General features: G+C 59.7%; 22 protein-coding genes and 4 tRNA genes. 7 read left to right on the plus strand and 19 right to left on the minus strand.

Annotated elements, in window-relative coordinates:
• Nucleotides 1-33: 33 nt before the first annotated feature.
• Both ACTJLA_RS03075 and ACTJLA_RS03080 read left to right on the plus strand, forming a co-directional pair.
• On the plus strand, nucleotides 34-207 hold the full coding sequence (locus ACTJLA_RS03075; RefSeq protein WP_034126248.1) for a DUF3094 family protein: 174 nt from the start codon (nucleotides 34-36) through the stop codon (nucleotides 205-207).
• A 60-nt stretch (nucleotides 208-267) separates the two neighbouring features.
• A complete protein-coding gene (locus ACTJLA_RS03080; protein WP_032903990.1) occupies nucleotides 268-1,566 on the plus strand; it encodes an NAD(P)/FAD-dependent oxidoreductase in 1,299 nt (432 codons plus the stop codon).
• A gap of 207 nt (nucleotides 1,567-1,773) precedes the next feature.
• Here ACTJLA_RS03080 and ACTJLA_RS03085 read toward each other — a convergent pair.
• From ACTJLA_RS03085 to rluD, 7 genes are all read right to left on the minus strand, one after another.
• Nucleotides 1,774-1,850: transfer RNA gene (locus tag ACTJLA_RS03085), tRNA-Pro, on the minus strand.
• Nucleotides 1,851-1,944: 94 nt separating this feature from the next.
• A tRNA-Lys gene (locus tag ACTJLA_RS03090) sits at nucleotides 1,945-2,020 on the minus strand.
• 5 nt (nucleotides 2,021-2,025) lie between these two features.
• Nucleotides 2,026-2,102 (minus strand) — tRNA-Pro (locus ACTJLA_RS03095).
• Nucleotides 2,103-2,111: 9 nt separating this feature from the next.
• Nucleotides 2,112-2,187 (minus strand) — tRNA-Asn (locus ACTJLA_RS03100).
• A gap of 295 nt (nucleotides 2,188-2,482) precedes the next feature.
• On the minus strand, nucleotides 2,483-5,047 hold the full coding sequence (gene clpB, locus ACTJLA_RS03105; RefSeq protein ID WP_003188426.1) for an ATP-dependent chaperone ClpB: 2,565 nt from the start codon (nucleotides 5,045-5,047) through the stop codon (nucleotides 2,483-2,485).
• Between the two features lie 135 nt (nucleotides 5,048-5,182).
• Nucleotides 5,183-5,908 (minus strand): peptidoglycan editing factor PgeF, encoded by a 726-nt coding sequence (gene pgeF / locus ACTJLA_RS03110; RefSeq protein WP_034128049.1) that lies wholly within the window; start codon nucleotides 5,906-5,908, stop codon nucleotides 5,183-5,185.
• Nucleotides 5,905-6,867 (minus strand): 23S rRNA pseudouridine(1911/1915/1917) synthase RluD, encoded by a 963-nt coding sequence (gene rluD / locus ACTJLA_RS03115; RefSeq protein ID WP_003188422.1) that lies wholly within the window; start codon nucleotides 6,865-6,867, stop codon nucleotides 5,905-5,907. The genes pgeF and rluD overlap by 4 nt, the downstream gene beginning before the upstream one ends.
• Nucleotides 6,868-7,016: 149 nt before the next feature.
• Here rluD and ACTJLA_RS03120 point away from each other — a divergent pair, with 149 nt between their 5' ends.
• Together ACTJLA_RS03120 and ACTJLA_RS03125 are read left to right on the plus strand one after the other, a co-directional pair.
• Nucleotides 7,017-8,042 (plus strand): outer membrane protein assembly factor BamD, encoded by a 1,026-nt coding sequence (locus tag ACTJLA_RS03120; protein ID WP_034128050.1) that lies wholly within the window; start codon nucleotides 7,017-7,019, stop codon nucleotides 8,040-8,042.
• A 127-nt stretch (nucleotides 8,043-8,169) separates the two neighbouring features.
• On the plus strand, nucleotides 8,170-8,403 hold the full coding sequence (locus ACTJLA_RS03125) for a PP0621 family protein (protein ID WP_034128051.1): 234 nt from the start codon (nucleotides 8,170-8,172) through the stop codon (nucleotides 8,401-8,403).
• Here the strand turns inward: ACTJLA_RS03125 and thiO are convergent.
• From thiO to pilV, 5 genes are read right to left on the minus strand one after another with little or no spacing between them, the layout of a single operon-like run.
• Nucleotides 8,390-9,499: a glycine oxidase ThiO gene (gene thiO, locus ACTJLA_RS03130; RefSeq protein WP_054896886.1), complete on the minus strand. Its 1,110-nt coding sequence runs from the start codon at nucleotides 9,497-9,499 to the stop codon at nucleotides 8,390-8,392. The genes ACTJLA_RS03125 and thiO overlap by 14 nt on opposite strands.
• A gap of 59 nt (nucleotides 9,500-9,558) precedes the next feature.
• Nucleotides 9,559-9,963, minus strand: coding sequence for a type IV pilin protein (locus ACTJLA_RS03135; protein WP_034128053.1), 405 nt, complete (start codon nucleotides 9,961-9,963; stop codon nucleotides 9,559-9,561).
• An 11-nt stretch (nucleotides 9,964-9,974) separates the two neighbouring features.
• On the minus strand, nucleotides 9,975-10,505 hold the full coding sequence (locus ACTJLA_RS03140) for a pilus assembly PilX family protein (protein ID WP_057977372.1): 531 nt from the start codon (nucleotides 10,503-10,505) through the stop codon (nucleotides 9,975-9,977).
• A gap of 5 nt (nucleotides 10,506-10,510) precedes the next feature.
• The gene (locus ACTJLA_RS03145) at nucleotides 10,511-11,218 is read right to left on the minus strand and encodes a PilW family protein (protein WP_314550863.1); all 708 of its coding nucleotides are present in this window, start codon (nucleotides 11,216-11,218) and stop codon (nucleotides 10,511-10,513) included.
• Nucleotides 11,215-11,697 (minus strand): type IV pilus modification protein PilV, encoded by a 483-nt coding sequence (gene pilV / locus ACTJLA_RS03150; RefSeq protein ID WP_034128056.1) that lies wholly within the window; start codon nucleotides 11,695-11,697, stop codon nucleotides 11,215-11,217. Before pilV ends, ACTJLA_RS03145 begins: the two co-directional genes overlap by 4 nt.
• Before the next feature lie 197 nt (nucleotides 11,698-11,894).
• On the opposite strand from pilV, the gene ACTJLA_RS03155 reads away from it, so the two are divergent.
• Entirely contained in the window at nucleotides 11,895-12,476 is a 582-nt protein-coding gene (locus ACTJLA_RS03155) for a GspH/FimT family pseudopilin (protein ID WP_054896883.1), read from the plus strand.
• Here ACTJLA_RS03155 and ispH read toward each other — a convergent pair.
• From ispH to murJ, 6 genes are all read right to left on the minus strand, one after another.
• Nucleotides 12,430-13,377, minus strand: a complete 948-nt coding sequence (ispH, locus tag ACTJLA_RS03160) for a 4-hydroxy-3-methylbut-2-enyl diphosphate reductase (protein ID WP_032893637.1) — start codon at nucleotides 13,375-13,377, stop codon at nucleotides 12,430-12,432. The genes ACTJLA_RS03155 and ispH overlap by 47 nt on opposite strands.
• A 181-nt stretch (nucleotides 13,378-13,558) precedes the next feature.
• A complete protein-coding gene (locus ACTJLA_RS03165) occupies nucleotides 13,559-13,996 on the minus strand; it encodes an FKBP-type peptidyl-prolyl cis-trans isomerase (protein ID WP_169855857.1) in 438 nt (145 codons plus the stop codon).
• Nucleotides 13,997-14,003: 7 nt separating this feature from the next.
• Nucleotides 14,004-14,516, minus strand: a complete 513-nt coding sequence (lspA, locus tag ACTJLA_RS03170) for a signal peptidase II (protein ID WP_034128058.1) — start codon at nucleotides 14,514-14,516, stop codon at nucleotides 14,004-14,006.
• Complete coding sequence (gene ileS, locus ACTJLA_RS03175; RefSeq protein WP_034128059.1) at nucleotides 14,509-17,340, minus strand: isoleucine--tRNA ligase; 2,832 nt, start codon at nucleotides 17,338-17,340, stop codon at nucleotides 14,509-14,511. Before ileS ends, lspA begins: the two co-directional genes overlap by 8 nt.
• 14 nt (nucleotides 17,341-17,354) lie before the next feature.
• Nucleotides 17,355-18,293 (minus strand): bifunctional riboflavin kinase/FAD synthetase, encoded by a 939-nt coding sequence (ribF, locus tag ACTJLA_RS03180; RefSeq protein ID WP_003188404.1) that lies wholly within the window; start codon nucleotides 18,291-18,293, stop codon nucleotides 17,355-17,357.
• Nucleotides 18,294-18,412: 119 nt separating this feature from the next.
• Nucleotides 18,413-19,951: a murein biosynthesis integral membrane protein MurJ gene (murJ, locus tag ACTJLA_RS03185; RefSeq protein WP_034128060.1), complete on the minus strand. Its 1,539-nt coding sequence runs from the start codon at nucleotides 19,949-19,951 to the stop codon at nucleotides 18,413-18,415.
• Nucleotides 19,952-20,204: 253 nt separating this feature from the next.
• On the opposite strand from murJ, the gene rpsT reads away from it, so the two are divergent.
• On the plus strand, nucleotides 20,205-20,483 hold the full coding sequence (rpsT, locus tag ACTJLA_RS03190; RefSeq protein ID WP_003188401.1) for a 30S ribosomal protein S20: 279 nt from the start codon (nucleotides 20,205-20,207) through the stop codon (nucleotides 20,481-20,483).
• 279 nt (nucleotides 20,484-20,762) lie between these two features.
• On the opposite strand, the gene ACTJLA_RS03195 is transcribed toward rpsT, so the two are convergent.
• The gene (locus tag ACTJLA_RS03195; RefSeq protein ID WP_003188398.1) at nucleotides 20,763-21,248 is read right to left on the minus strand and encodes an FKBP-type peptidyl-prolyl cis-trans isomerase; all 486 of its coding nucleotides are present in this window, start codon (nucleotides 21,246-21,248) and stop codon (nucleotides 20,763-20,765) included.
• On the opposite strand from ACTJLA_RS03195, the gene ACTJLA_RS03200 reads away from it, so the two are divergent.
• Entirely contained in the window at nucleotides 21,247-21,534 is a 288-nt protein-coding gene (locus ACTJLA_RS03200; RefSeq protein ID WP_102666761.1) for a DUF3565 domain-containing protein, read from the plus strand. The two genes, ACTJLA_RS03195 and ACTJLA_RS03200, sit on opposite strands and share 2 nt — an antisense overlap.
• The last annotated feature ends 59 nt before the right edge of the window (nucleotides 21,535-21,593 follow it).

The raw sequence follows: 21,593 nt of genomic DNA on the forward strand, positions 1-21,593 counted from the left end.
GCCCCTTTGCAACGTCTACCTGACGAGGCCTTTATGACCAGCCGCCTGAAACCCGATGACCAAGAGCGTGTCGAAGAGTACCTGCGACTTTCCCAGCACAGAGTCGAGCGCAAGCCTTTCCGGCCGTGGCTGCTCCTCTGCGTGGTGCTGGTCGTGGTAATCGGGCTCGGTGCGCTGAGCCGCCTATTGAGTTACCTGACGCTATGAGCCGCATGGCGCTCGCGAGGGTAACTGCTCCGATTTCTTTTAGCCTTGCGAGATATCCCCATGACCCATCGTATTATTATCGTCGGCGGCGGTGCCGGCGGCCTGGAGTTGGCTACCCGCCTGGGTAAGACTCTGGGCAAGCGTGGCAAGGCCAGCATCACGCTGGTCGACACCAACCTGACCCACATCTGGAAGCCGTTACTGCACGAAGTCGCTGCCGGCTCGCTGAATTCCTCGGAAGACGAACTCAACTATGTCGCCCAAGCCAAATGGAACCACTTCGAGTTCCAGCTGGGCCGTATGAGCGGGCTTGATCGTGAGCAGAAGAAAATCCAGCTGGCCGCCACCCTCGACGAAGAAGGCCGCGAACTGGTGCCTGCCCGCGTGCTGGGCTATGACAGCCTGGTGATTGCGGTAGGCAGCACTACCAACGACTTCGGCACTGAGGGCGCAGCGCAACACTGCCTGTTCCTCGATACCCGCAAGCAGGCCGAGCGCTTCCATCAACAACTGCTCAACCACTACCTGCGCGCCCATGCCGGGCAAACCGACGCCGTTGAACAGATCAGCGTCGCCATCGTGGGTGCCGGTGCCACCGGGGTCGAGCTGGCCGCCGAGCTGCATAACGCCGCCCATGAACTGGCCGCCTATGGCCTGGATCGTATCAAGCCGGAAAACATGCACATCACTCTGATCGAAGCCGGCCCGCGGGTATTGCCTGCACTGCCGGAGCGGATCGGTGGGCCAGTGCACAAGACCCTGGAAAAACTAGGGGTGACGGTACTGACCAACTCGGCGGTCAGTGAAGTAACTGCCGATGCCTTGATCACCAGCAGCGGCCAGGTGATTCCGGCCAGCCTCAAGGTCTGGGCGGCCGGTATCCGCGCACCCGGTTTCCTCAAGGACATCGACGGTCTGGAAACCAACCGCATCAACCAACTGCAAGTCCTGCAAACTCTGCAAACCACCCGCGACGAAAATATCTTCGCCTTTGGTGATTGCGCCGCCTGCCCGCAACCGGGCACCGACCGCAATGTGCCGCCACGTGCCCAAGCGGCTCATCAACAGGCCTCATTGCTCGCCAAGTCGCTGAAGCTACGAATCGAAGGCAAGGAGCTGCCGACCTACACGTACACCGACTACGGCTCGCTGATCTCGCTGTCGCGCTTTTCCGCGGTGGGTAACCTGATGGGCAATTTGACGGGCAGTGTGATGCTGGAAGGCTGGCTGGCGCGGATGTTCTACGTGTCGCTGTACCGCATGCACCAGATGGCGCTGTATGGGTTCTTCCGCACGGCGATGCTGATGCTGGGCAGCAAGATCGGCCGCGGCACCGAGCCACGCCTTAAATTGCATTAACAACCTGGTCTCGAAGGAGGCCTGGCAAAAGTGGGAGCGGGCTTGCTCGCGAATGCGCCGTGTCAGTCAGTACATCTGTGACTGAACCACCGCATTCGCGAGCAAGTCGAATCGTCGCACCGCCGCTCCCACTTTATTTTGCGGTGAATTCAGAATTTGCGAGCACAAAAAAAATCCCCGTATCTTTCGATACGAGGATTTTTAATATGGTCGGGGTAGGGGGATTCGAACTCCCGACATCCTGCTCCCAAAGCAGGCGCGCTACCGGACTGCGCTATACCCCGGTAATAAAAAGGCGACCTTTCAGTCGCCTTCTTCGATCAGCGCTTTTGGCCTCTGATCTTAAGATTCGATTCCAGCGTTAACTGGTCTCAAAAATGGTGGGTCGTGTGGGATTCGAACCTACGACCAATTGGTTAAAAGCCAACTGCTCTACCAACTGAGCTAACGACCCAAATATGGTCGGGGTAGGGGGATTCGAACTCCCGACATCCTGCTCCCAAAGCAGGCGCGCTACCGGACTGCGCTATACCCCGGTTTGAAATTGGCTCCGTGACCAGGACTCGAACCTGGGACCCAATGATTAACAGTCATTTGCTCTACCGACTGAGCTATCACGGAACTACATATTTCAAAGTTACTGCTGTGTTGCTTCCTCTTCGACCCTGTCCGTATCGCTACGTTAGCGTCTCTGAGGCGCGCTATTCTACAATCTTAAAAACCCCTGTCAACCCTTTAAATTGCTTTTAAGACAATGATTTGCGCTTCTTTCTGATTTCTTCTTGGGGAGAAGAAACCCGTGGGCTGACGTTGCTGCGGGGCGCACTTTACAAGCCTTTGCCTTACAGTTCAACGCCCTATCGAAAAAAAAGGCCCCGCAATGCGGGGCCTTCTATGGTTGCGCCAAGCGCAGGGCTTAATGGAAGACGATTTCGTCGTCTTTCACCGTCGCCGTGACGCGGGTGCCAGGCATAAAGCTGCCCGACAGAATCAGCTGCGCCAGTGGGTTCTCGATCCAGCGCTGGATCGCACGTTTGAGTGGCCGTGCGCCATACACCGGGTCGTAACCGACCGCGATCAGCTTGTCCAACGCTTCGCCGCTCAGCTCAAGGTCCAGCTCGCGCTCAGCCAGACGGCTACGCAGGCGGCCCAACTGGATCTCGGTGATGCCCGCGATCTGATCCCGCGCCAGAGGCTCGAAGATCACCACTTCATCGACCCGGTTGATGAATTCCGGACGGAAGTGCGTGGTCAACGCGTCCATCACCGCCGCACGCTGAGCTTCACGATCACCCACCAATTCCTGGATCTGTGCCGAGCCCAGGTTGGAAGTCATCACGATCACCGTATTGCGGAAGTCCACCGTACGCCCGTGGCTGTCCGTCAAGCGACCATCCTCCAGCACCTGCAGCAAGATGTTGAACACATCCGGGTGCGCCTTCTCGACCTCATCCAGCAGGATCACCGAGTAAGGCTTGCGCCGCACGGCTTCGGTCAGATAACCGCCCTCTTCATAGCCTACATAGCCTGGCGGTGCACCGATAAGGCGAGCCACCGAGTGTTTCTCCATGAATTCGGACATATCGATCCGCACCATGGCCTCTTCAGTATCAAAGAGGAACTCGGCCAGGGCCTTGCACAACTCGGTCTTACCCACACCGGTTGGGCCGAGGAACATGAACGAGCCGCTTGGACGGTTCGGGTCGGACAAACCTGCCCGGGAACGCCGTACCGCGTTGGACACCGCCACCACTGCCTCTTCCTGGCCGATGACGCGCTGATGCAACAGGCTTTCCATCTTCAGCAACTTGTCGCGCTCGCCTTCGAGCATCTTCGACACAGGAATACCGGTCCACTTGGAGACCACTTCGGCAATTTCTTCCTCGGTCACCTTGCTGCGCAGCAACTGGTTCTCAGGCTTGCCGTGCTGATCGACCATCTGCAGGCTGCGCTCCAGGTCCGGGATCACCCCGTACTGCAACTCGGCCATGCGGTTCAGGTCGCCTTTACGGCGCGCCGCTTCCAGTTCCTGACGGGACTGCTCGATCTTTTGCTGGATCTGCGCCGAACCCTGTACTTCGGCTTTTTCCGAGGTCCAGATTTCTTCGAGGTCCGAATACTCGCGTTCCAGGCGAACAATTTCTTCCTGGAGTTTTTCCAGACGCTTCTTGGCCGCTTCGTCTTCTTCTTTCTTCAACGCCTGGGATTCGACTTTCAGTTGAATCAGGCGCCGATCCAGGCGATCAAGCACTTCCGGCTTGGAATCGATCTCCATACGGATGCGGCTGGCCGCTTCGTCGATCAGGTCGATAGCCTTGTCCGGCAACTGACGATCAGTGATATAGCGATGGCTCAACTTGGCCGCCGCAATGATCGCACCGTCGGTGATCGCCACCTTATGGTGGACCTCATAGCGCTCTTTCAGGCCACGCAGGATCGCGATGGTGTCTTCTTCGCTGGGTTCTTCCACCAGAACTTTCTGGAAGCGACGCTCAAGGGCTGCGTCCTTTTCGATGTACTGACGGTATTCGTTAAGCGTAGTTGCACCGACGCAGTGCAACTCACCCCGCGCCAAGGCAGGCTTGAGCATATTGCCGGCGTCCATGGAGCCTTCGCCTTTACCGGCACCGACCATGGTGTGCAATTCGTCGATAAACAGAATGATCTGCCCTTCCTGCTTCGACAATTCGTTAAGCAAGGATTTGAGGCGCTCTTCGAACTCACCCCGGAACTTGGCACCGGCAATCAGCGAGCCCATATCCAGAGACAGCAGGCGCTTGCCTTTGAGGCCGTCTGGCACTTCACCATTAATGATGCGCTGGGCCAGGCCCTCGGCAATCGCGGTTTTACCCACGCCAGGTTCACCGATCAACACCGGGTTGTTCTTGGTGCGACGTTGCAACACCTGGATGGTGCGACGAATCTCGTCGTCACGGCCGATCACCGGGTCCAGCTTGCCTTCTTCGGCACGCTTGGTCAGGTCTACGGTGTATTTGTCCAAGGCCTGGCGCGACTCCTCATGGTTAGGGTCGTTCACCGCCTCGCCGCCACGCAGGTTGTTGATGGCGTTTTCCAGGGCTTTCTTGCTCACGCCCTGGCCCAGCAACAATTTGCCGAGCTTGCTGTTGTCGTCCATGGCGGCGAGCAGCACCAGTTCGCTGGAGATGAACTGGTCACCTTTCTGCTGGGCCAGGCGGTCGGCCTGGTTGAGCAGGCGCGCCAGATCCTGGGACATATTCACGTCACCGGTGGGATTCTGGATTTTCGGCAGTTGGTCGAGCTCTTTGCTCAACTCCTTGCGCAGACTGTTAACGTCAAAGCCCACCTGCATCAGCAAGGGTTTGATAGAACCACCTTGCTGTTCCAGGAGTGCCTGCATCAAGTGCGCAGGCTCAATGGCCGGGTGGTCGAGGCCCACCGCCAAGGATTGAGAGTCGGACAAGGCCAACTGTAATTTGCTGGTTAAACGATCAATACGCATTAGTCACCTTCCTTTTGAGCAGGCCGGAGCTATGAACAAACACATCCTGAATGAAGAAACCTGCCAGATACCCTTATAGATGGGGTGGATTCTGGGCGTTTCAAGCGGCGGACGGTTGATACAGGTCAGGACAGTCTAGCGTTCAAGCCAGATAAGGGAGGCGAATCGGCCCGTACGCGGGCTGCGGCGATAAGAAAAGAAACGCGGGTCGGTCACAGTGCACAAACCGCCACCATACACAGCGGAAACACCGCGCACTCCCAGACGCAGACGCGCCAGCTGGTAGATGTCGGCCATGAACTTGCCAGCGTTGTGGCTGGGAACAAATGCTTCAGCGGTGGCCGGCAGTTGCTGCATGAACACTTCACGCACCTCCGGGCCAACTTCGAAGGCTTGCGGGCCAATGGCAGGGCCGAGCCAGACCAGAACGTCTGCGGGAGCGCTATCCAGGCTTTCGAACGCGGCCTCCAGCACCCCAGCGGCCAAGCCACGCCAACCGGCATGGGCTGCAGCAACGCGGGTGCCCGCTCGATTACAGAACAGCGCAGGCAGGCAATCGGCGGTCATGGATGTGCAGGCGATGCCAGCGGTGCTGGTCCAACTGCCGTCTGCCTCGACAGTACGGCCCGGATCGGCCTCAACCACCTGAGTGCCATGGACTTGACGCAACCAGGCAGGCTGGATATCGAAGGCGTCACTCAGGCGACGGCGATTTTCAAGGACGGCCTCAAGGCTGTCCTCGACATGATCGCCCAGGTTGAGGCTGTCGAACGGCGCCAGGCTGACGCCGCCCGCACGGGTGGTGACGCAGGCTTTTACCCGAGCCGGCGCGGGCCAGTCAGGTATCAGCCAGTCATTCATCCGACAAACGCCTCGCGATCCTGCTTGAGCAGCGAAAGCAGCCAGACCAGATCGTCTGGAAGTGGCGATTCCCAGCTCATGCGCTTACCGCTCGTCGGATGATCCAGTTCCAGGAAGCGTGCATGCAGTGCCTGGCGCGGGAACGTCTTGAGCGACTCAACCATGGTCTGGCTGGCCGCCGGCGGAATACGGAAGCGGCCACCGTAGGCTGGGTCGCCGACCAACGGAAAGTTGATGTGCGCCATGTGCACGCGAATCTGGTGGGTACGCCCGGTTTCCAGCTTGACCCGCACATGGGTGTGGGAGCGGAAACGCTCCAGCACACGGTAGTGGCTGACGGCCTGCTTGCCGCCCTCCATCACCGCCATACGCTGGCGCTGCTGGCCGTGACGACCAATGGGCGCGTTGATTTTGCCACCGGCCACAACGACGCCGATCACAATGCACTCATAGATGCGGCTGACGCTACGGCTCTGCAATTGCGTAACCAGTTGCGTCTGCGCCTGAATGGTCTTGGCTACCACCATAAGGCCGGTGGTGTCCTTGTCCAGACGGTGCACGATGCCGCAGCGCGGCACATTGATGATGTCCGGCACGTGGTGCAACAGGGCATTGAGCAAGGTGCCATCAGCGTGCCCGGCGGCCGGGTGAACCACCAGGCCCGCGGGTTTGTTGATGACCAGGATGTCGTCGTCTTCATAGACGATATCCAGCTCGATGTCCTGGGCAACCCATTCTCCCTGGGCTTCCTGCTCGGCAGTCAGCTCAAGAATCGCACCGCCATGGACTATGTCTCGCGGGCGGATAACCGCTCCATCCACAGTCAGGCGGCCGTCTTTGATCCAGGCGGAAAGGCGCGAGCGCGAGTGCTCAGCGAATAATTGTGCGGCGACTTGATCGAGGCGTTGGCCGCCCAATTCGGACGGCACCTCTGCGCGAAGTTCAATTTTATCGGACATGCTCAGACTAGGCGTGGCGTAGCCTTTGGTTTCGGCTGCGCGCTTGTGGTTAAATACGGCGTCTTTTGCCCCGAGGCTTTCAACGGGGCGCTCATCATAACAGGACGGCCCCGCCCAAGACAGCGGCCGTCATAGGGACGCAAGCCGCCATGCAAGTGAAACACCTGCTGCTGATCGCCATCCTCGCCATGACTGCTGCTTGCTCGTCAACAAAGGACGTCGTCGACGAAAACCTGAGCGAAGTCGAGCTGTACCAGCAAGCTCAGACAGACTTGGACAATAATAGCTTCACCAGCGCCACAGCGAAGCTGAAGGCATTGGAGTCGCGTTACCCGTTCGGCCGCTATGCCGACCAGGCCCAGCTTGAGCTGATCTACGCCAACTACAAGAACGCCGAGCCGGAAGCTGCCAAATCCGCTGCCGAGCGTTTCATCCGCCTGCACCCGCAGCACCCGAACGTGGACTACGCCTACTACATGAAGGGCCTGACCTCGTTCGACCAGGATGTTGGCCTGCTGGCGCGCTTCCTGCCGCTGGACATGACCAAGCGCGACCCGGGTGCTGCCCGCGACTCCTATAACGAGTTCGCCCAGCTGACCAGCCGCTACCCCAACAGCCGCTATGCGCCGGACGCCAAGCAGCGCATGATCTACCTGCGCAACCTGCTGGCTTCGTACGAGATCCACGTGGCCCACTACTACCTGACCCGTCAGGCTTATGTGGCCGCAGCCAACCGTGGCCGCTACGTGGTGGAAAACTTCCAGGAAACCCCGTCCGTGGGTGACGGCCTGGCCGTGATGACCGAGGCTTACCAGCGTCTGCACCTGGACACCCTCGCGACTACCAGCCTGGAAACCCTGAAGCTCAACTACCCTGACCACCCTAGCCTGAAAGACGGCCAGTTCGTGCCTCAGGTTGACGAAGCGGACAACCGTTCGTGGCTGAGCAAGTACACCCTGGGCCTGATCGAGTCCCGTCCACCGCTGCCGCCGGGTGAAACCCGCGCCAACCAGGACGTGATCAAGCAGTACCAGGACGCCAAGGACGCCATTCCTTCGGAGCTCAAGCCGCACGACGAGAACGGCGATGTGATCGAAGAAGAAGAGCCGCAAGCCCTGGGCGACAACCAGGACCGTTCGTGGTTCAGCTACATGACCTTCGGTGTGTTCGACTGATTGTTCGACGCAACGCAAAAGGGAGCTCTGAAGGAGCTCCCTTTTTTATGAGCCAGTATTTATTGCCCTGTGCGCCCGTGACCACCTTGGCTAAACTGGCGCATTCCTTTGCGAGAAACTGCCCATCATGCTTCGTCTACTGTTCTGGATTGCCGTCATTGCTGCCGCGGTATGGTTCTGGCGCAAATTCAAAAACCCTGCCTCCCGTCAGCAACGGCCTGCCGAGCCGGATGCAGCCCTGATGGTGCGTTGCGCTCACTGTGGCGTGCACCTGCCGCAGGACCGCGCACTGAGCTCACGTCAGGAATGGTACTGCACCCAGGCGCACCTGGAACAAGGGCCAAAGTCTATCCAGCGTTGAGGCGACCTGCGGGGGCGTAAGGCGCTGGATCGATGATCGGAGCCCGCGCCAGCAGCAAATCGGTGAACAACTGGCAAGATGCCGGTGCGAGTACCAGACCATTGCGGTAATGCCCACAATTGAGCCACAGCCCCCTGAAGCCAGGGACCTCACCGATAAACGGTATACCTTCGGGTGAGCCAGGCCGCAAACCGGCCCAATGCCCGACCACTTCGGCGTCCGTCAAGGCGGGAATCAGTTCCTGCGCAGATGCCTTGAGGCTTTCAAGCGCGGTGTCGGTCGGCGTCTTGTCGAATCCCTCATACTCCAACGTGCTGCCGATCAGGATGTGCCCATCCCGCCGCGGGATCGCATAACGCCCCTTGGCCAGGACCATGCTGGATAAAAAATCGGACGCGCATTTGTACAGGATCATCTGGCCTTTAACCGGCTCCACGGGTAGCCCCAAGCCCAGCGTATCCAGCAGTTGCCCGCTCCAGGCGCCGGCCGCGAGCACCACGTGATCCCCCAAAACGTGGCCCGTAGCGGTATTCACACCCACCACCCTGCCGCCGCCGAGTACAAAGCCCGACACATCGCATTGCTCGCGAATCGTCACGTTCGGCAACGCCAGCAGCGCCGCCTTCAATGATTTGACCAGGCGCGGGTTGCGAATATTGGCCACGTTGGCCATGTAGATCGCCTGGGAGTAGCCACCCCCCAGCACCGGCACCGCGTCATGGGCCGCCGATACATCCACCTTGCTCAACGGTCGCCCTTCACGGGCAGCCCAGGCCAGTGCTTGCGCTTCGTCATCCAGGTCGAGCCAATACAAACCCGTGGTATGTACCTCCGGATCGACGCCGGTAGCAGCAAATAGCCGTTGCGCCAGTTGAGGGTAAAAATCCTGGGACCAATGGGCCAAGGCAGTGACCGCCTGGCTATAGCGCCACGGGTACAACGGCGAGACAATCCCACCGCCCGCCCAGGAAGCCTCTTGCCCAAGCCCACCGCGCTCCAGCAGCGTGACCGCCTGGCCCTCACTGGCGAGGTTGTACGCCGTCAACAGACCGATTACTCCGCCGCCGACAATCACTACTTGCTGTTGCTTAGCCATCATTTGATCCAGCCGATAAACAGGGAAAGGCGCGCCCGGCGCCCACGCTTCAAGTACGCTCATCCTTGCCCCCAGCAGACCTTGGGCGACATTTCAGGCCCTGCTCCCGGGTTGCCGCGCATACCGGTGCTGGTCAAGCTGAATGCTGCGCACTCGTCGTTCGCCATGACCGAGTCCGCAGCGGGTGTGGCGAGCAGGTCAAAATCCTGAGGGTTGAGGACGGCACTGATTCTATAATGATCATTGCCCGCGCTGACGTCGCCTGCATCAATAAAAGTGCCATTCCTCGTATAAGAACGCTCCAGTTGCTGGGCCTGTTCGCTCAACAACGCGACGATCTGCGCCCGATACGCCTTCTTCACCTGGCTGAGGTACCCGGGATACGCAATCCCGGCCAGCAACGCGATGATCGCCACGACGATCAGTAACTCAATCAGGGTAAAACCCTGGCTCTCCTTGCCCATCCGATTGCTCCTTATTGAAGTTGCCGCCATAAGACCCGTCGAAACCTGACGCGGCCGCCCTCCTCTACACGGGCATAGACCGTCTCCAGCACCGTGCGCGATTGCCCCGCGAGACCGACCGAAGTGACTCGAAAAAGCGTGGCCAGGGAATGGGACGGCAAATGAGCCAGCCCTTTACCCTCGCCGAGGGATTGAATGCCATAAAACCCATTCTTCAAGGCAAGCCAGGTGATCGCCGAGACAGGGTTCGTCCCGGCCGCCGTCAAGGAAAACGCTTCAGCAGGCGGCGCACAACGGGTGATCGAGTGGCAGACAGGCATCGCCTGGCCAACCTTTTGCACGGCCGATTCCCCCAACCTCAGGCCGCTTTCGGCAGATTGAAACGATTGATTGCGATGCCAGAGGCTGCTCGCGACTTTTTGCTGGGAGACCGCAGCCTGTATCGAGGACAGCCCCACCTGCGACAGCACCAACAGGAACACCAGACTGATCAGCAGCACCGTCCCGGCCTGCCGCATTTGGATACCGCCCTGCATGGTCATTGCCCCTACCCCAGCCGATTTCGCAGTGCCGCCACGACACTGTAGGTCTGGTCCTTCACCCGCCCAGCGGGATCTTGAAGGGTCATGAGAATGCGCACGCTGCGTATCAGCGACTCATCGGCCGGATGGCTGTCATAGCGCACCACAACTGTCGATACCGAGGTGGCCGCCATGCCGAAGCTGACGTCGAATGCCCGCACGTTATCCATCAATACTGCCTTGGCCGGTGCTGCCGGGGTACTGATCTTCAACTGACCCGATTCGTAGGTGTAGGTAAGTTGGCGTATGCCAAAGCGAAGTTGGCCGGATTCGGCTCCGGGTGGTGTGCCTGCATAAGCCCTGGCCGCCTCCTTGCAGTCGGACAACACTGTCCAGTCAGTCTTGCCGACGCCATCGGCGACATTCGCGGTCACCAGCGTCAGTGACTTCGCACTCCCCGCCGCTTCCCAGCTTATCGGCCGATCAAAGGCAGCCGGAGCATTGTCGATAGCGGCCACGGCCAAACACCCCAGCATGCCTGCCTGGCGAATATCCTGGGTGATCTTGCTCAGCACAAACCGCGCATCATCCTGCAGCAGCATGGCGGCCTGCTGGCTGGCATGGGTCAACCGCGAACTGATCAGTATCTGGCTCGCCCCCAGTATCAAGATCAACCCGATGGCAAGCGCCAGCAACACTTCCACCAGACTGAAACCTCGCCCAAGACGCTTCATTGCGACACTCCCTGTTCATTACTGATTCGACTGGTCAGGGTGAAGGTTTCCCGCGCCCCTGGGCGGTTTGCTGCTCGGGCATCCGCCCAACTGATGCTGATGGTGACCTCTTGCCCGTTCACCACCACTGAACCTTTGGCATCCTCGCCGGCAAAACCCGTGATATTGGCCTCGAAATCGTGCAGGTCGAGGTCACGCACGCTGGCGGTGGCAGTGTTGGGCGGCGCCAGCTCCGCCCTGCCCCATGTGTAATCGGCGCCAGCATTGGTGCGAATGCGGTCGAGCATGTCATAGGCAATAAAACTGGCTTGGCTGGTCATCCTGGCGCTGTTGGTGTACTTGAGCGCGTTGAGTTGCAGCACCGCAGCGCCCATCAGGCCGATCGCCAAAATCAACAGCGCTACCAGCACCTCGACCAGCGTCATGCCGGATTGGCGCGAGTGCGCAACGCGCAGGAATCGGTTCTGGCAGGCTGGCATTTGCGTCGTCATCCATGTCGAAGGCCGGTGAAAAAAAGCAGGCAAGACCTGCTGTGCGACCCAAGACTAGCGTCGGTTTTCGAGCGGCGCTGCTCCCGGAACAAAGGGAAATACTTTGGACATAAAGGCCATCATCCAGCGCCAACGACCAAGCGCTATACCTAGAAAACCTACTCGTGCCCAAGGAGGGAACGCACATGAAACAACAAGGTTTCACCCTGATTGAGATGTTGCTGGGGCTGATCGTCACCAGTTTTCTCGCGCAACTGGCCGTACCCGGTTTCAAGGGTTTGCTTGAATCGCAGCAACGACAAAGCGCGGCCCAAGCACTTGCCTCCGGGCTGCGCTACGCACGCACCGAGGCCATCGCGCGTAACCGGGCGGTGGTCATTCATGCAAAGGACGAGGACTGGAGCCTGGGATGGCGCGTGATACTGGATGTGAGTGGGCGCGGCCACCTGGATGACGACAATCCGGTATTGCTGGAGCGCGAGAGCAATGGGCGCGTGCCGGTCGCCGGTAATGGCCCGGTTACGAGCCAGGTGCGCTTCAGCGGCCTGGGGGAGCCAGTGTTCGCCGGCGGGGGATTTCGTGCCGGCACCGTGCATGTGTGTGGCAAGGACCAGGCACAAAGCCTGTATCAGATCGTGCTGGCCCCCAGCGGGCGCGTCAGCCTGCGCAATGACAAGACCGAACAGGCATTATGCCGAGGCTATTCCAGCACCCTGGCCGTCAGAGCAACGAGCGGACCCGCAGTTCCTTGGGCATCGAGAACGTGATGTTTTCTTCACGACCCGCCAGCTCATCGGCGCCGGTAGCACCCCAGGCTTGCAACTGTTGGATCACACCGCGCACCAGCACTTCCGGAGCGGAGGCACCCGCCGTGATGCCGATACGCTCAACGCCATCGAACCAGCTGCGCTGCATGTCTTCGGCACCGTCGATCAAGTACGCCGGCGTGGCCATGCGTTCGGCCAGCTCACGCAAGCGGTTGGAGTTGGAACTGTTAGGGCTGCCGACCACCAGCACAACATCACACTCATTCGCCAGTTGCTTGACCGCATCCTGACGGTTTTGCGTGGCGTAGCAGATGTCATCCTTGCGTGGGCCGCCAATGGCCGGGAAACGCGTGCGCAGGGCATCGATGACGCGGCTGGTATCGTCCATGGACAAGGTGGTCTGGGTAACGAAAGCCAGGCGGTCGGGATTGTGCACCTGCAAGTTGGCGACGTCTTTTTCGTCTTCAACCAGGTAGATGGCGCCGCCGTTGCTGGCGTCGTACTGGCCCATGGTGCCTTCGACTTCCGGGTGACCGGCATGGCCGATCAGGATGCATTCGCGACCGTCGCGGCTATAACGCGCCACTTCGATGTGCACCTTGGTTACCAGCGGGCAAGTGGCATCGAACACTTTTAGGCCACGGCCGGCCGCTTCGGTACGTACGGCCTGGGACACGCCATGGGCACTGAAGATGACGATAACGTCGTCGGGTACCTGGTCGAGTTCTTCGACAAAGATCGCACCGCGTGCGCGCAGGTCTTCGACCACGAACTTGTTATGCACGACTTCGTGGCGCACATAAATCGGCGGCCCGAAGACTTCCAAGGCGCGGTTGACGATTTCGATCGCCCGGTCCACGCCAGCGCAGAAGCCACGGGGGTTGGCGAGTTTGATTTGCATGCTGTGCCTCGTGCCTTGCAGGCCAAGAAATTGGATCAACTCAGCTCTATAGAATAAGCGTCTGTGTGAGCGGGCTTGCCCGCGATGCAAACGTCTCGATGTATCAGGTACACCGAGGTGATGCTATCGCAGGCAAGCCAGCTCCCACACAAGCCAGCCCCACAGGAACCGGTTTCGTCAGTTAGAGCGCTTTAACGTCGATGATTTCAACATCAAACGTCAAGGTTTTACCGGCCAACGGATGGTTGAAGTCGATGGTCACTTGCGCATCATCGAAGGCTTTAACCACACCGGGCAATTCGGTATTTGCCGCATCATTGAAGATCACCAGCAAGCCTTCCGACAGGTCCATACCCTCGAACTGCGAACGCGGGATGATCTGCACGTTTTGCGGGTTGGGTTGGCCGAAGGCGTTTTCCGGCAGGATCTGCAGGTTGCGCTTGTCGCCCGCCTTGAACCCGAACAATGCCGCTTCAAAACCAGGCAGCAGGTTACCGTCACCAACCTTGAAGGTCGCCGGGGCTTTGTCGAAGGTGCTGTCTACCGTGTCGCCATTCTCCAGGCGCAATGCGAAATGCAAAGTGACTTCCGTGTTCTGGCCGATGCGTTGCTCAGCCAATACCTGATCAGTCATTGACGGTTTCTCCGGTTTTCTTGCTCTTGAACATATCCAGCGCCAGCATGATTGCACCAACGGTGATGGCGCTGTCGGCAAAGTTGAACGCAGGGAAGTAGTGGCGGTTCTGCCAGTGCACCAGGATGAAGTCGATCACATGGCCCAGGGCGATGCGGTCATACAGGTTACCCAGCGCGCCGCCCAACACCAGGGCCAGCGCGATAGCCAGCCAGGTGTCGTCGCGACCCAGGCGCTTTAGCCACACCACCAGCACGGCACTGACCACAAGGGCGATCACCGCGAACAGCCAGCGCTGCCAGCCGCCGCCGTCAGCGAGGAAGCTGAAGGCGGCGCCAGTGTTGTAGGCCAGGGTCCAGCTGAAGTAATCCGGAATCACCACGATTTGCTGGAACATTTCCAGGGAGCCCTCGAAGTGAGCCTTGCTGACCTGGTCAATAACCAGCACCAGCAGGCTCAGTACGAGCCAGCCCAGACGTCCGAAACGACTGGCTGCATTAGGCATAGTGGCGAACCTCGCCTTCACCGCTGATGTTATCGACACAACGACCGCAGATTTCCGGGTGCTCAGGGTTCACACCGACATCTTCACGGCAGTGCCAGCAACGGGCGCATTTAGGGAAGGCCGATTTCACCACCTTGAGCTTCAGGCCCGGTACCTCGGTGACCACGGCATCTGCCGGGGCCTGGGCGAAAGGTGCCAGGCTCGCGGTGGAGGTGATCAGTACGAAGCGCAGTTCGTTGCTCAGCTTGGCCAGGTCAGCAGTCAGGCCATCCTCGGCAAACAGGGTGACTTCGGCTTGCAGGTTGCCACCCACGGCCTTGGCCGCACGCTGGACTTCCAGTTCCTTGTTCACCGCAACCTTGACGGCCATGACGCCCGCCCAGTACTCGCGGCCCAGTTCGAAGTCGGCCGGCAGTTCGGTCAAGCCTTCGTACCAGGTGTTGAGCATGACGGACTCGTTACGCTCGCCCGGCAGGTATTCCCACAGTTCGTCGGCGGTGAACGCCAGGATCGGTGCGATCCAGCGCACCAGCGCTTCGCTGATGTGGTACAGCGCGGTCTGCGCCGAACGGCGAGCTTTGCTGTTGGCGCCGGTGGTGTACTGGCGGTCCTTGATGATGTCGAGGTAGAAACCGCCCAGCTCCTGCACGCAGAAGTTGTGGATCTTGGAGTAGACATTCCAGAAGCGGTATTCGCCGTAGTGCTCTTGCAACTCACGCTGCAGCAACAGGGTACGGTCCACGGCCCAACGGTCCAGCGCGAGCATGTCTTCGGCCGGCAGCAGGTCGGTGGCCGGGTTGAAACCGGTCAGGTTCGACAGCATGAAGCGCGCGGTATTGCGGATACGACGATAGGCGTCGGCGCTGCGTTGCAGGATCTGCTCCGAAACAGCCATCTCACCCGAATAGTCAGTCGAGGCCACCCACAGACGCATGATGTCGGCGCCCAGGGTGTCATTGACCTTTTGCGGCGCAATCACGTTGCCCAGGGATTTGGACATCTTGCGGCCGTTCTCGTCGACGGTGAAACCGTGGGTCAGCAGTTCGCGGTACGGTGCGTGGTCGTCGATGGCGCAACCGGTCAGCAGCGACGAGTGGAACCAGCCACGGTGTTGGTCCGAACCTTCCAGGTACAGGTCGGCGCGCGGGCCGGCCTCGTGACCCATCGGATGCGAGCCACGCAGCACGTGCCAGTGAGTGGTGCCCGAATCGAACCACACGTCGAGGGTGTCGCTGATCTTGTCGTACAGCGGCGCTTCATCGCCCAACAGCTCGGCGGCGTCCAGCTTGAACCAGGCTTCGATACCTTCCTGCTCAACGCGCTGGGCCACAAGCTCCATCAGTTCGACGGTGCGAGGATGCAGCTCGCCGCTTTCCTTGTTCAGGAAAAACGGAATCGGCACGCCCCAGTTACGTTGGCGGGAGATGCACCAGTCCGGACGATTGGCGATCATCGAATGCAGGCGCGCCTGGCCCCAGGCCGGAACGAACGTGGTGTCTTCGATGGCCTTGATCGCGCGGTTACGCAGGGTATCGCCGCTGGTCGGCTCTTTGTCCATACCGATAAACCACTGCGCAGTGGCGCGGTAGATCAGCGGGGTCTTGTGGCGCCAGCAGTGCATGTAGCTGTGCTTGATGGTTTCGGTGTGCAACAGCGCGCCGACTTCCGAGAGCTTGTCGATGATCGGCTGGTTGGCCTTGAAGATGAACTGGCCGCCGAAGAACTCCAGGGACGGCGCGTACACGCCATTGCTTTGCACTGGATTCAGAATGTCGTCGTTGACCATGCCATAGGCTTTGCAGGTCACGAAGTCGTCTACGCCATAGGCGGGCGCAGAGTGAACGATGCCAGTGCCGGCGCCCAGCTCCACGTAGTCCGCCAGGTACACCGGCGACAGACGGTCATAGAACGGGTGACGGAAGTTGATCAGCTCCAGCGCGGAACCCGTGGTGGTAGCGATCACCGAACCTTGCAGCTCGTAACGCGCCAGGCACGACTCGACCATTTCCTCGGCCAGCACCAGCAGGCGATCACCAACGTCCACCAGGGCGTAGGTGAATTCCGGGTGCACGTTCAGCGCCTGGTTGGCCGGGATGGTCCATGGGGTGGTGGTCCAGATCACGATGGCCGCTGGCTTGCTCAGGCTTGCCAGGCCAAAGGCCTCGGCCAGCTTGGCGTCGTCGGCGATCGGGAAGGCTACGTCGATGGTCGAGGACTTCTTGTCTTCGTACTCCACTTCCGCTTCGGCCAGGGCCGAACCGCAGTCGAAGCACCAGTTCACGGGCTTGAGGCCCTTGAACACGAAACCGCCCTTGACGATTTCAGCCAAGGCGCGGATTTCACCGGCCTCGTTCTTGAAGTTCATGGTCTTGTAGGGATTGTCCCACTCGCCCAGTACACCCAGGCGGATGAATTCGGATTTCTGCCCTTCGATCTGCTCGGCGGCGTAGGCACGGCACAGTTCGCGGGTCTTGTCCGCGCCCAGGTTCTTGCCATAAGTCACTTCGACTTTGTGCTCGATCGGCAGGCCGTGGCAGTCCCAACCCGGGACATACGGCGCGTCGAAGCCCGACAGGGTCTTGGAGCGCAGGATCATGTCCTTGAGAATCTTGTTCAGCGCGTGACCGATGTGAATCGTGCCGTTGGCATAAGGAGGGCCGTCGTGCAGGACGAACTTCGGACGATCCTTGCCAATTTCGCGCAACTTTCCGTACAGGCCAATACTGTCCCAGCGCTGCAGGATCTGCGGTTCGCGCTGTGGCAGGCCGGCCTTCATTGGGAAGGCGGTGTCCGGAAGGTTTAGCGTGGCTTTATAGTCGGTCATTTAAGGCTCTTCGGTTAGCGATGGGCGCTAGGTGCGGCTAGTGCACGGGCGGCGGCGACATCCGCATTGATCGCCGTTTTCAACGCCTCCAGGGAGGCGAAACGCTGCTCTTCACGCAGCTTCTGGTGGAAAACCACCGTCAAACGCCGATCGTATAAATCACCGGCAAAATCCAAAAGGTGAACTTCCAGGTGGGCCTTGCCATCACCTGCAACCGTGGGTCTGACGCCTATATTGGCGACTCCCGGCCACGATTGGCCATCGATGTCGACACTTACCAGGTAAACCCCGGTCAGCGGCACACGACGGCGCTTGAGTTGCACGTTGGCGGTTGGCGTGCCCAATTGGCGCGCCAGCTTCTGGCCGTGCAATACCCGTCCGGCAATGCGGAACGGGCGGCCGAGCAAACGCTCGGCCAGGTCGAAGTCGGCGGCGGCCAGGGCGTTACGCACCTGGGTGCTGCTCACGCGCAGGCCGTCCAGTTCGACGGTTTGCGCGGCCTCGACAGTGAAACCCTGATTCACACCGGCATGTTGCAGGAAATCGAAATCCCCGACCCGGTCACAACCGAAATGGAAGTCGTCGCCGACCTCCAGGTGCTGCACACCCAAGCCGTCCACCAGGATGCGGTCGACGAACTCGGCGGCGCTGAGGCTGCGCAAACGCTGGTTGAATGCCAGGCAGAGGACACGGTCCACGCCCTCCTCCGCCAACAGCTGCAACTTGTCCCGCAAGCGCGCCAAGCGTGCCGGCGCCGTTTCCGGGGTAAAGAACTCCCGCGGTTGTGGCTCAAAAATCACCACGCAGCTGGGCACGCCCAACTCGACCGCACGCTCGCGCAGCCGAGCCAGGATAGCCTGGTGGCCACGGTGAACACCGTCAAAGTTGCCAATAGTGGCGACGCAGCCCCGATGCTCGGGGCGCAGGTTGTGGAGACCTCGAACCAGCTGCATAACGCGCTTCTTGCTCATAAAGTGGTCGATTATAACCACACCCAGCCCCGGACGACAGGCAACAGCGCAGGCCAAATGGGTCGAATCGATAAAACAACTGTTTTATCGCGGCAAACTCGCTATCCCAGCGACTTGCGATTGAAATCGCGCAGGCGGAAGCCCTGCAACAGCAACATCCCGAAGTACACCACCACGCCCGCCACTACCAACGCGCCCAGGCGCATGAAGCGCTCCAGCATATCGCCATCACCCCAGGCCGGCATCACCTGCATCAGCCCCACCAGCACCGCGGACATTGCGGCCACCGCCACAAGCAACTTGAGCGTGAACATTCCCCAACCCGGCTGCGGCTGGTACATCTGCTGCTTGCGCAGCTGATAAAACAACAGGCCGGCATTGATACAGGCACCGGCACTGATCGCCAGCGCCAGCCCGGCATGGGCCAACGGACCGATAAACAGCAGGTTGAGCAACTGTGTGACGATCAGCGTGAAAATCGCGATCTTCACCGGCGTGCGGATGTTTTGCTGTGCGTAGAAGCCCGGCGCCAGCACCTTGATCACGATAATACCGAGCAGGCCGACAGAGTAGGCAACCAGCGCGTGCTGAGTCATCAAGGCGTCATGTGCATCGAATTGCCCGTATTGAAACAGCGAGACCGTCAGCGGTTCGGCGAGGATTCCCAAGGCCAGCGCGCATGGCAACACCAATAGAAAGCACAGACGCAGGCCCCAATCGAGAATGCGCGAATACTCCTGACGATCCTTGCTGGCATAGGTGCGCGCCAGGGTCGGCAGCAGGATCGTGCCCAATGCCACGCCAAGCACACCGGATGGCAACTCCATCAGACGGTCGGCGTAATACATCCACGATACCGACCCGGACACCAGCAACGAGGCAAACGCGGTGTTGATGATCAGCGAAATCTGACTGACCGACACCCCGAGGATCGCCGGCAGCATATTGCGCATCACGCGCCAGACGCCGGTGTCCTTGAGGTTCAGGCGCGGCAGTACGAGCATGCCGATTTTTTTCAGGTGCGGCAGTTGGTACAACAACTGCGCCAGGCCGCCGGCCAGCACCGCCCAACCCAGGGCCATGACCGGAGGGTCGAAATACGGCGTGAGGAACAGCGCAAAAATAATCATGCTGACGTTCAGCAAGGTCGGCACAAAGGCCGGTACCGAGAAACGATTCCAGGTATTGAGGATCGCCCCGGCGAGCGAAGACAGGGAAATCAGCAATATATAAGGAAAGGTCACCCGCAGCAGATCAGTGGTCAGCGCGAACTTTTCCGGCGTGTTGGCAAAACCGGGCGCCGTGGCCCAGATCACCCAGGGAGCGGCGAGCATCCCGACGATGGTTACCAGCATCAGCACCAGCGTCAGCAAACCCGAGACGTAGGCGATGAACGTACGAGTCGCCTCCTCGCCATGCTGGGTCTTGTATTCGGCCAGAATCGGCACGAACGCCTGGGAAAACGCGCCTTCGGCAAAGATCCGCCGCAACAGGTTGGGCAGTTTAAAGGCAATAAAGAACGCATCCGTGGCCATGCTGGCGCCAAAGATGCGGGCCAGCAGGGTGTCGCGCACGAACCCCAATACCCGGGAAATCATCGTGATAGAGCTGACGGCAGCCAACGATTTGAGCAGATTCATTGAAAGAGTTTGCGCCTATAGATAAAGAGCAGGCGAACTACGCGCCCACTTATGCGATACTGCGCGCCTGCAACAGCACAGAGCCAAAGCTCGCGAGTTTACAGGTCAAGCGCCGGAAATAAATCACCCGCCTCTTCAGATCGACCACTCAGCAGTTCGCATCAGCCGCCCTTGACAACCCGTCAAGTCATCGGCATGATTCGCGGCCTATTTTGTTTGCTATTTCCTAAAAAGTCTTTCGAGGAGCTCGACGGTGGCCAACACACCTTCCGCCAAAAAACGTGCAAAACAGGCTGAGAAGCGTCGCAGCCACAACGCCAGCCTGCGTTCCATGGTTCGCACCTACATCAAGAATGTAGTCAAAGCCATCGACACCAAAGACGCTGAAAAAGCTCAAGCAGCTTACGTTCTGGCTGTGCCTGTTATCGACCGTATGGCCGATAAAGGCATCATCCACAAGAACAAGGCCGCTCGCCATAAGAGCCGCCTGAATGGCCACATCAAGGCTCTGAGCGTTCCTGCTGCAGCCTAAGTGGTAACAACTGCAACGCAGCCCAGGCTGTGTAACAGTTAAGAAATGCCCCGTACCGAAAGGTCCGGGGCATTTTTGTTTGCCCCTGAAAACTGTAGGAGCGAGCTTGCTCGCGAAGATCGTTAACGATGACGCGGGAAGCCTGGCGCCCGGCGGGGCTCTCAGGTTTTTCGCGAGCAAGCTCGCTCCTACAGAAAGTTGACCGGGAATATTCTCAAGGCAAAAAAAACGCCCCGAACCAGTCGGGGCGTTTTTGCTACCACCTGATCAAAACATCAATCAATGGTGATGACCGCCTTCACCGTGGACGTGGCCGTGAGCCACTTCTTCCTGGGAAGCGTCGCGGATGGCCACGATCTTCACTTGGAAGTTCAGGCGCTGGCCAGCCAGAGGGTGGTTGCCGTCAACGGTAACGTCGTCGCCGTCCAGGTCGCGGATGGTGACGATCTGCATTTGGCCGTCCGGCGCGGAAGCGTGGAACTGCATGCCCACTTCCAGCTCATCGACACCTTCGAACATGCTGCGGCTCAAGGTGCTGACCAGTTCGGCGGAGTATTCGCCGTAGGCATCTTCAGGTTCTACGGCGACAGTCAGTTCGTCACCGACGTTCTTGCCTTCCAGAGCCTTTTCCAGGCCCGGGATGATGTTACCTGCGCCTTGCAGGTAAACCAGCGGCGCGCCGCCGGCGGAGCTGTCGATGACCTCACCAGCGTCGTTGGTCAGGGTATAGTCGATGGAGACAGCCTTGTTAGCGGCGATCGTCATGGGGCGAGACCTTTTGCATAAGAATGAAGAACGGACAAGTCTAAACAAGGATTTGCCCGAAAGCGAACGGAACCCGGACGGACGGGGCCGATCAACGGTCACGATCACAGGTTTTCATCAGGACGACGATGGGCACTGGGTGGCCGAGCTGTCTTGCGGCCACACCCAGCACCTGCGCCACCAGCCGCCCTGGCAGTCACGCGCCTGGGTGCTCGACCCCGCGCAACGCCTTGAAAAAATAGGCCAGGCCTTTGCGTGCGGCTGGTGTGCGCAAGGGCACGAATAACGATAACCTTGGCGCCTGATTCGCGGTAGGCACTCACCCATGGAGCGCCACCCAAGCCA

Origin of the sequence: Pseudomonas sp. 22072 (assembly GCF_052046095.1) — a bacterium.
Classification (GTDB): Bacteria; Pseudomonadota; Gammaproteobacteria; order Pseudomonadales; family Pseudomonadaceae; genus Aquipseudomonas; species Aquipseudomonas paracarnis.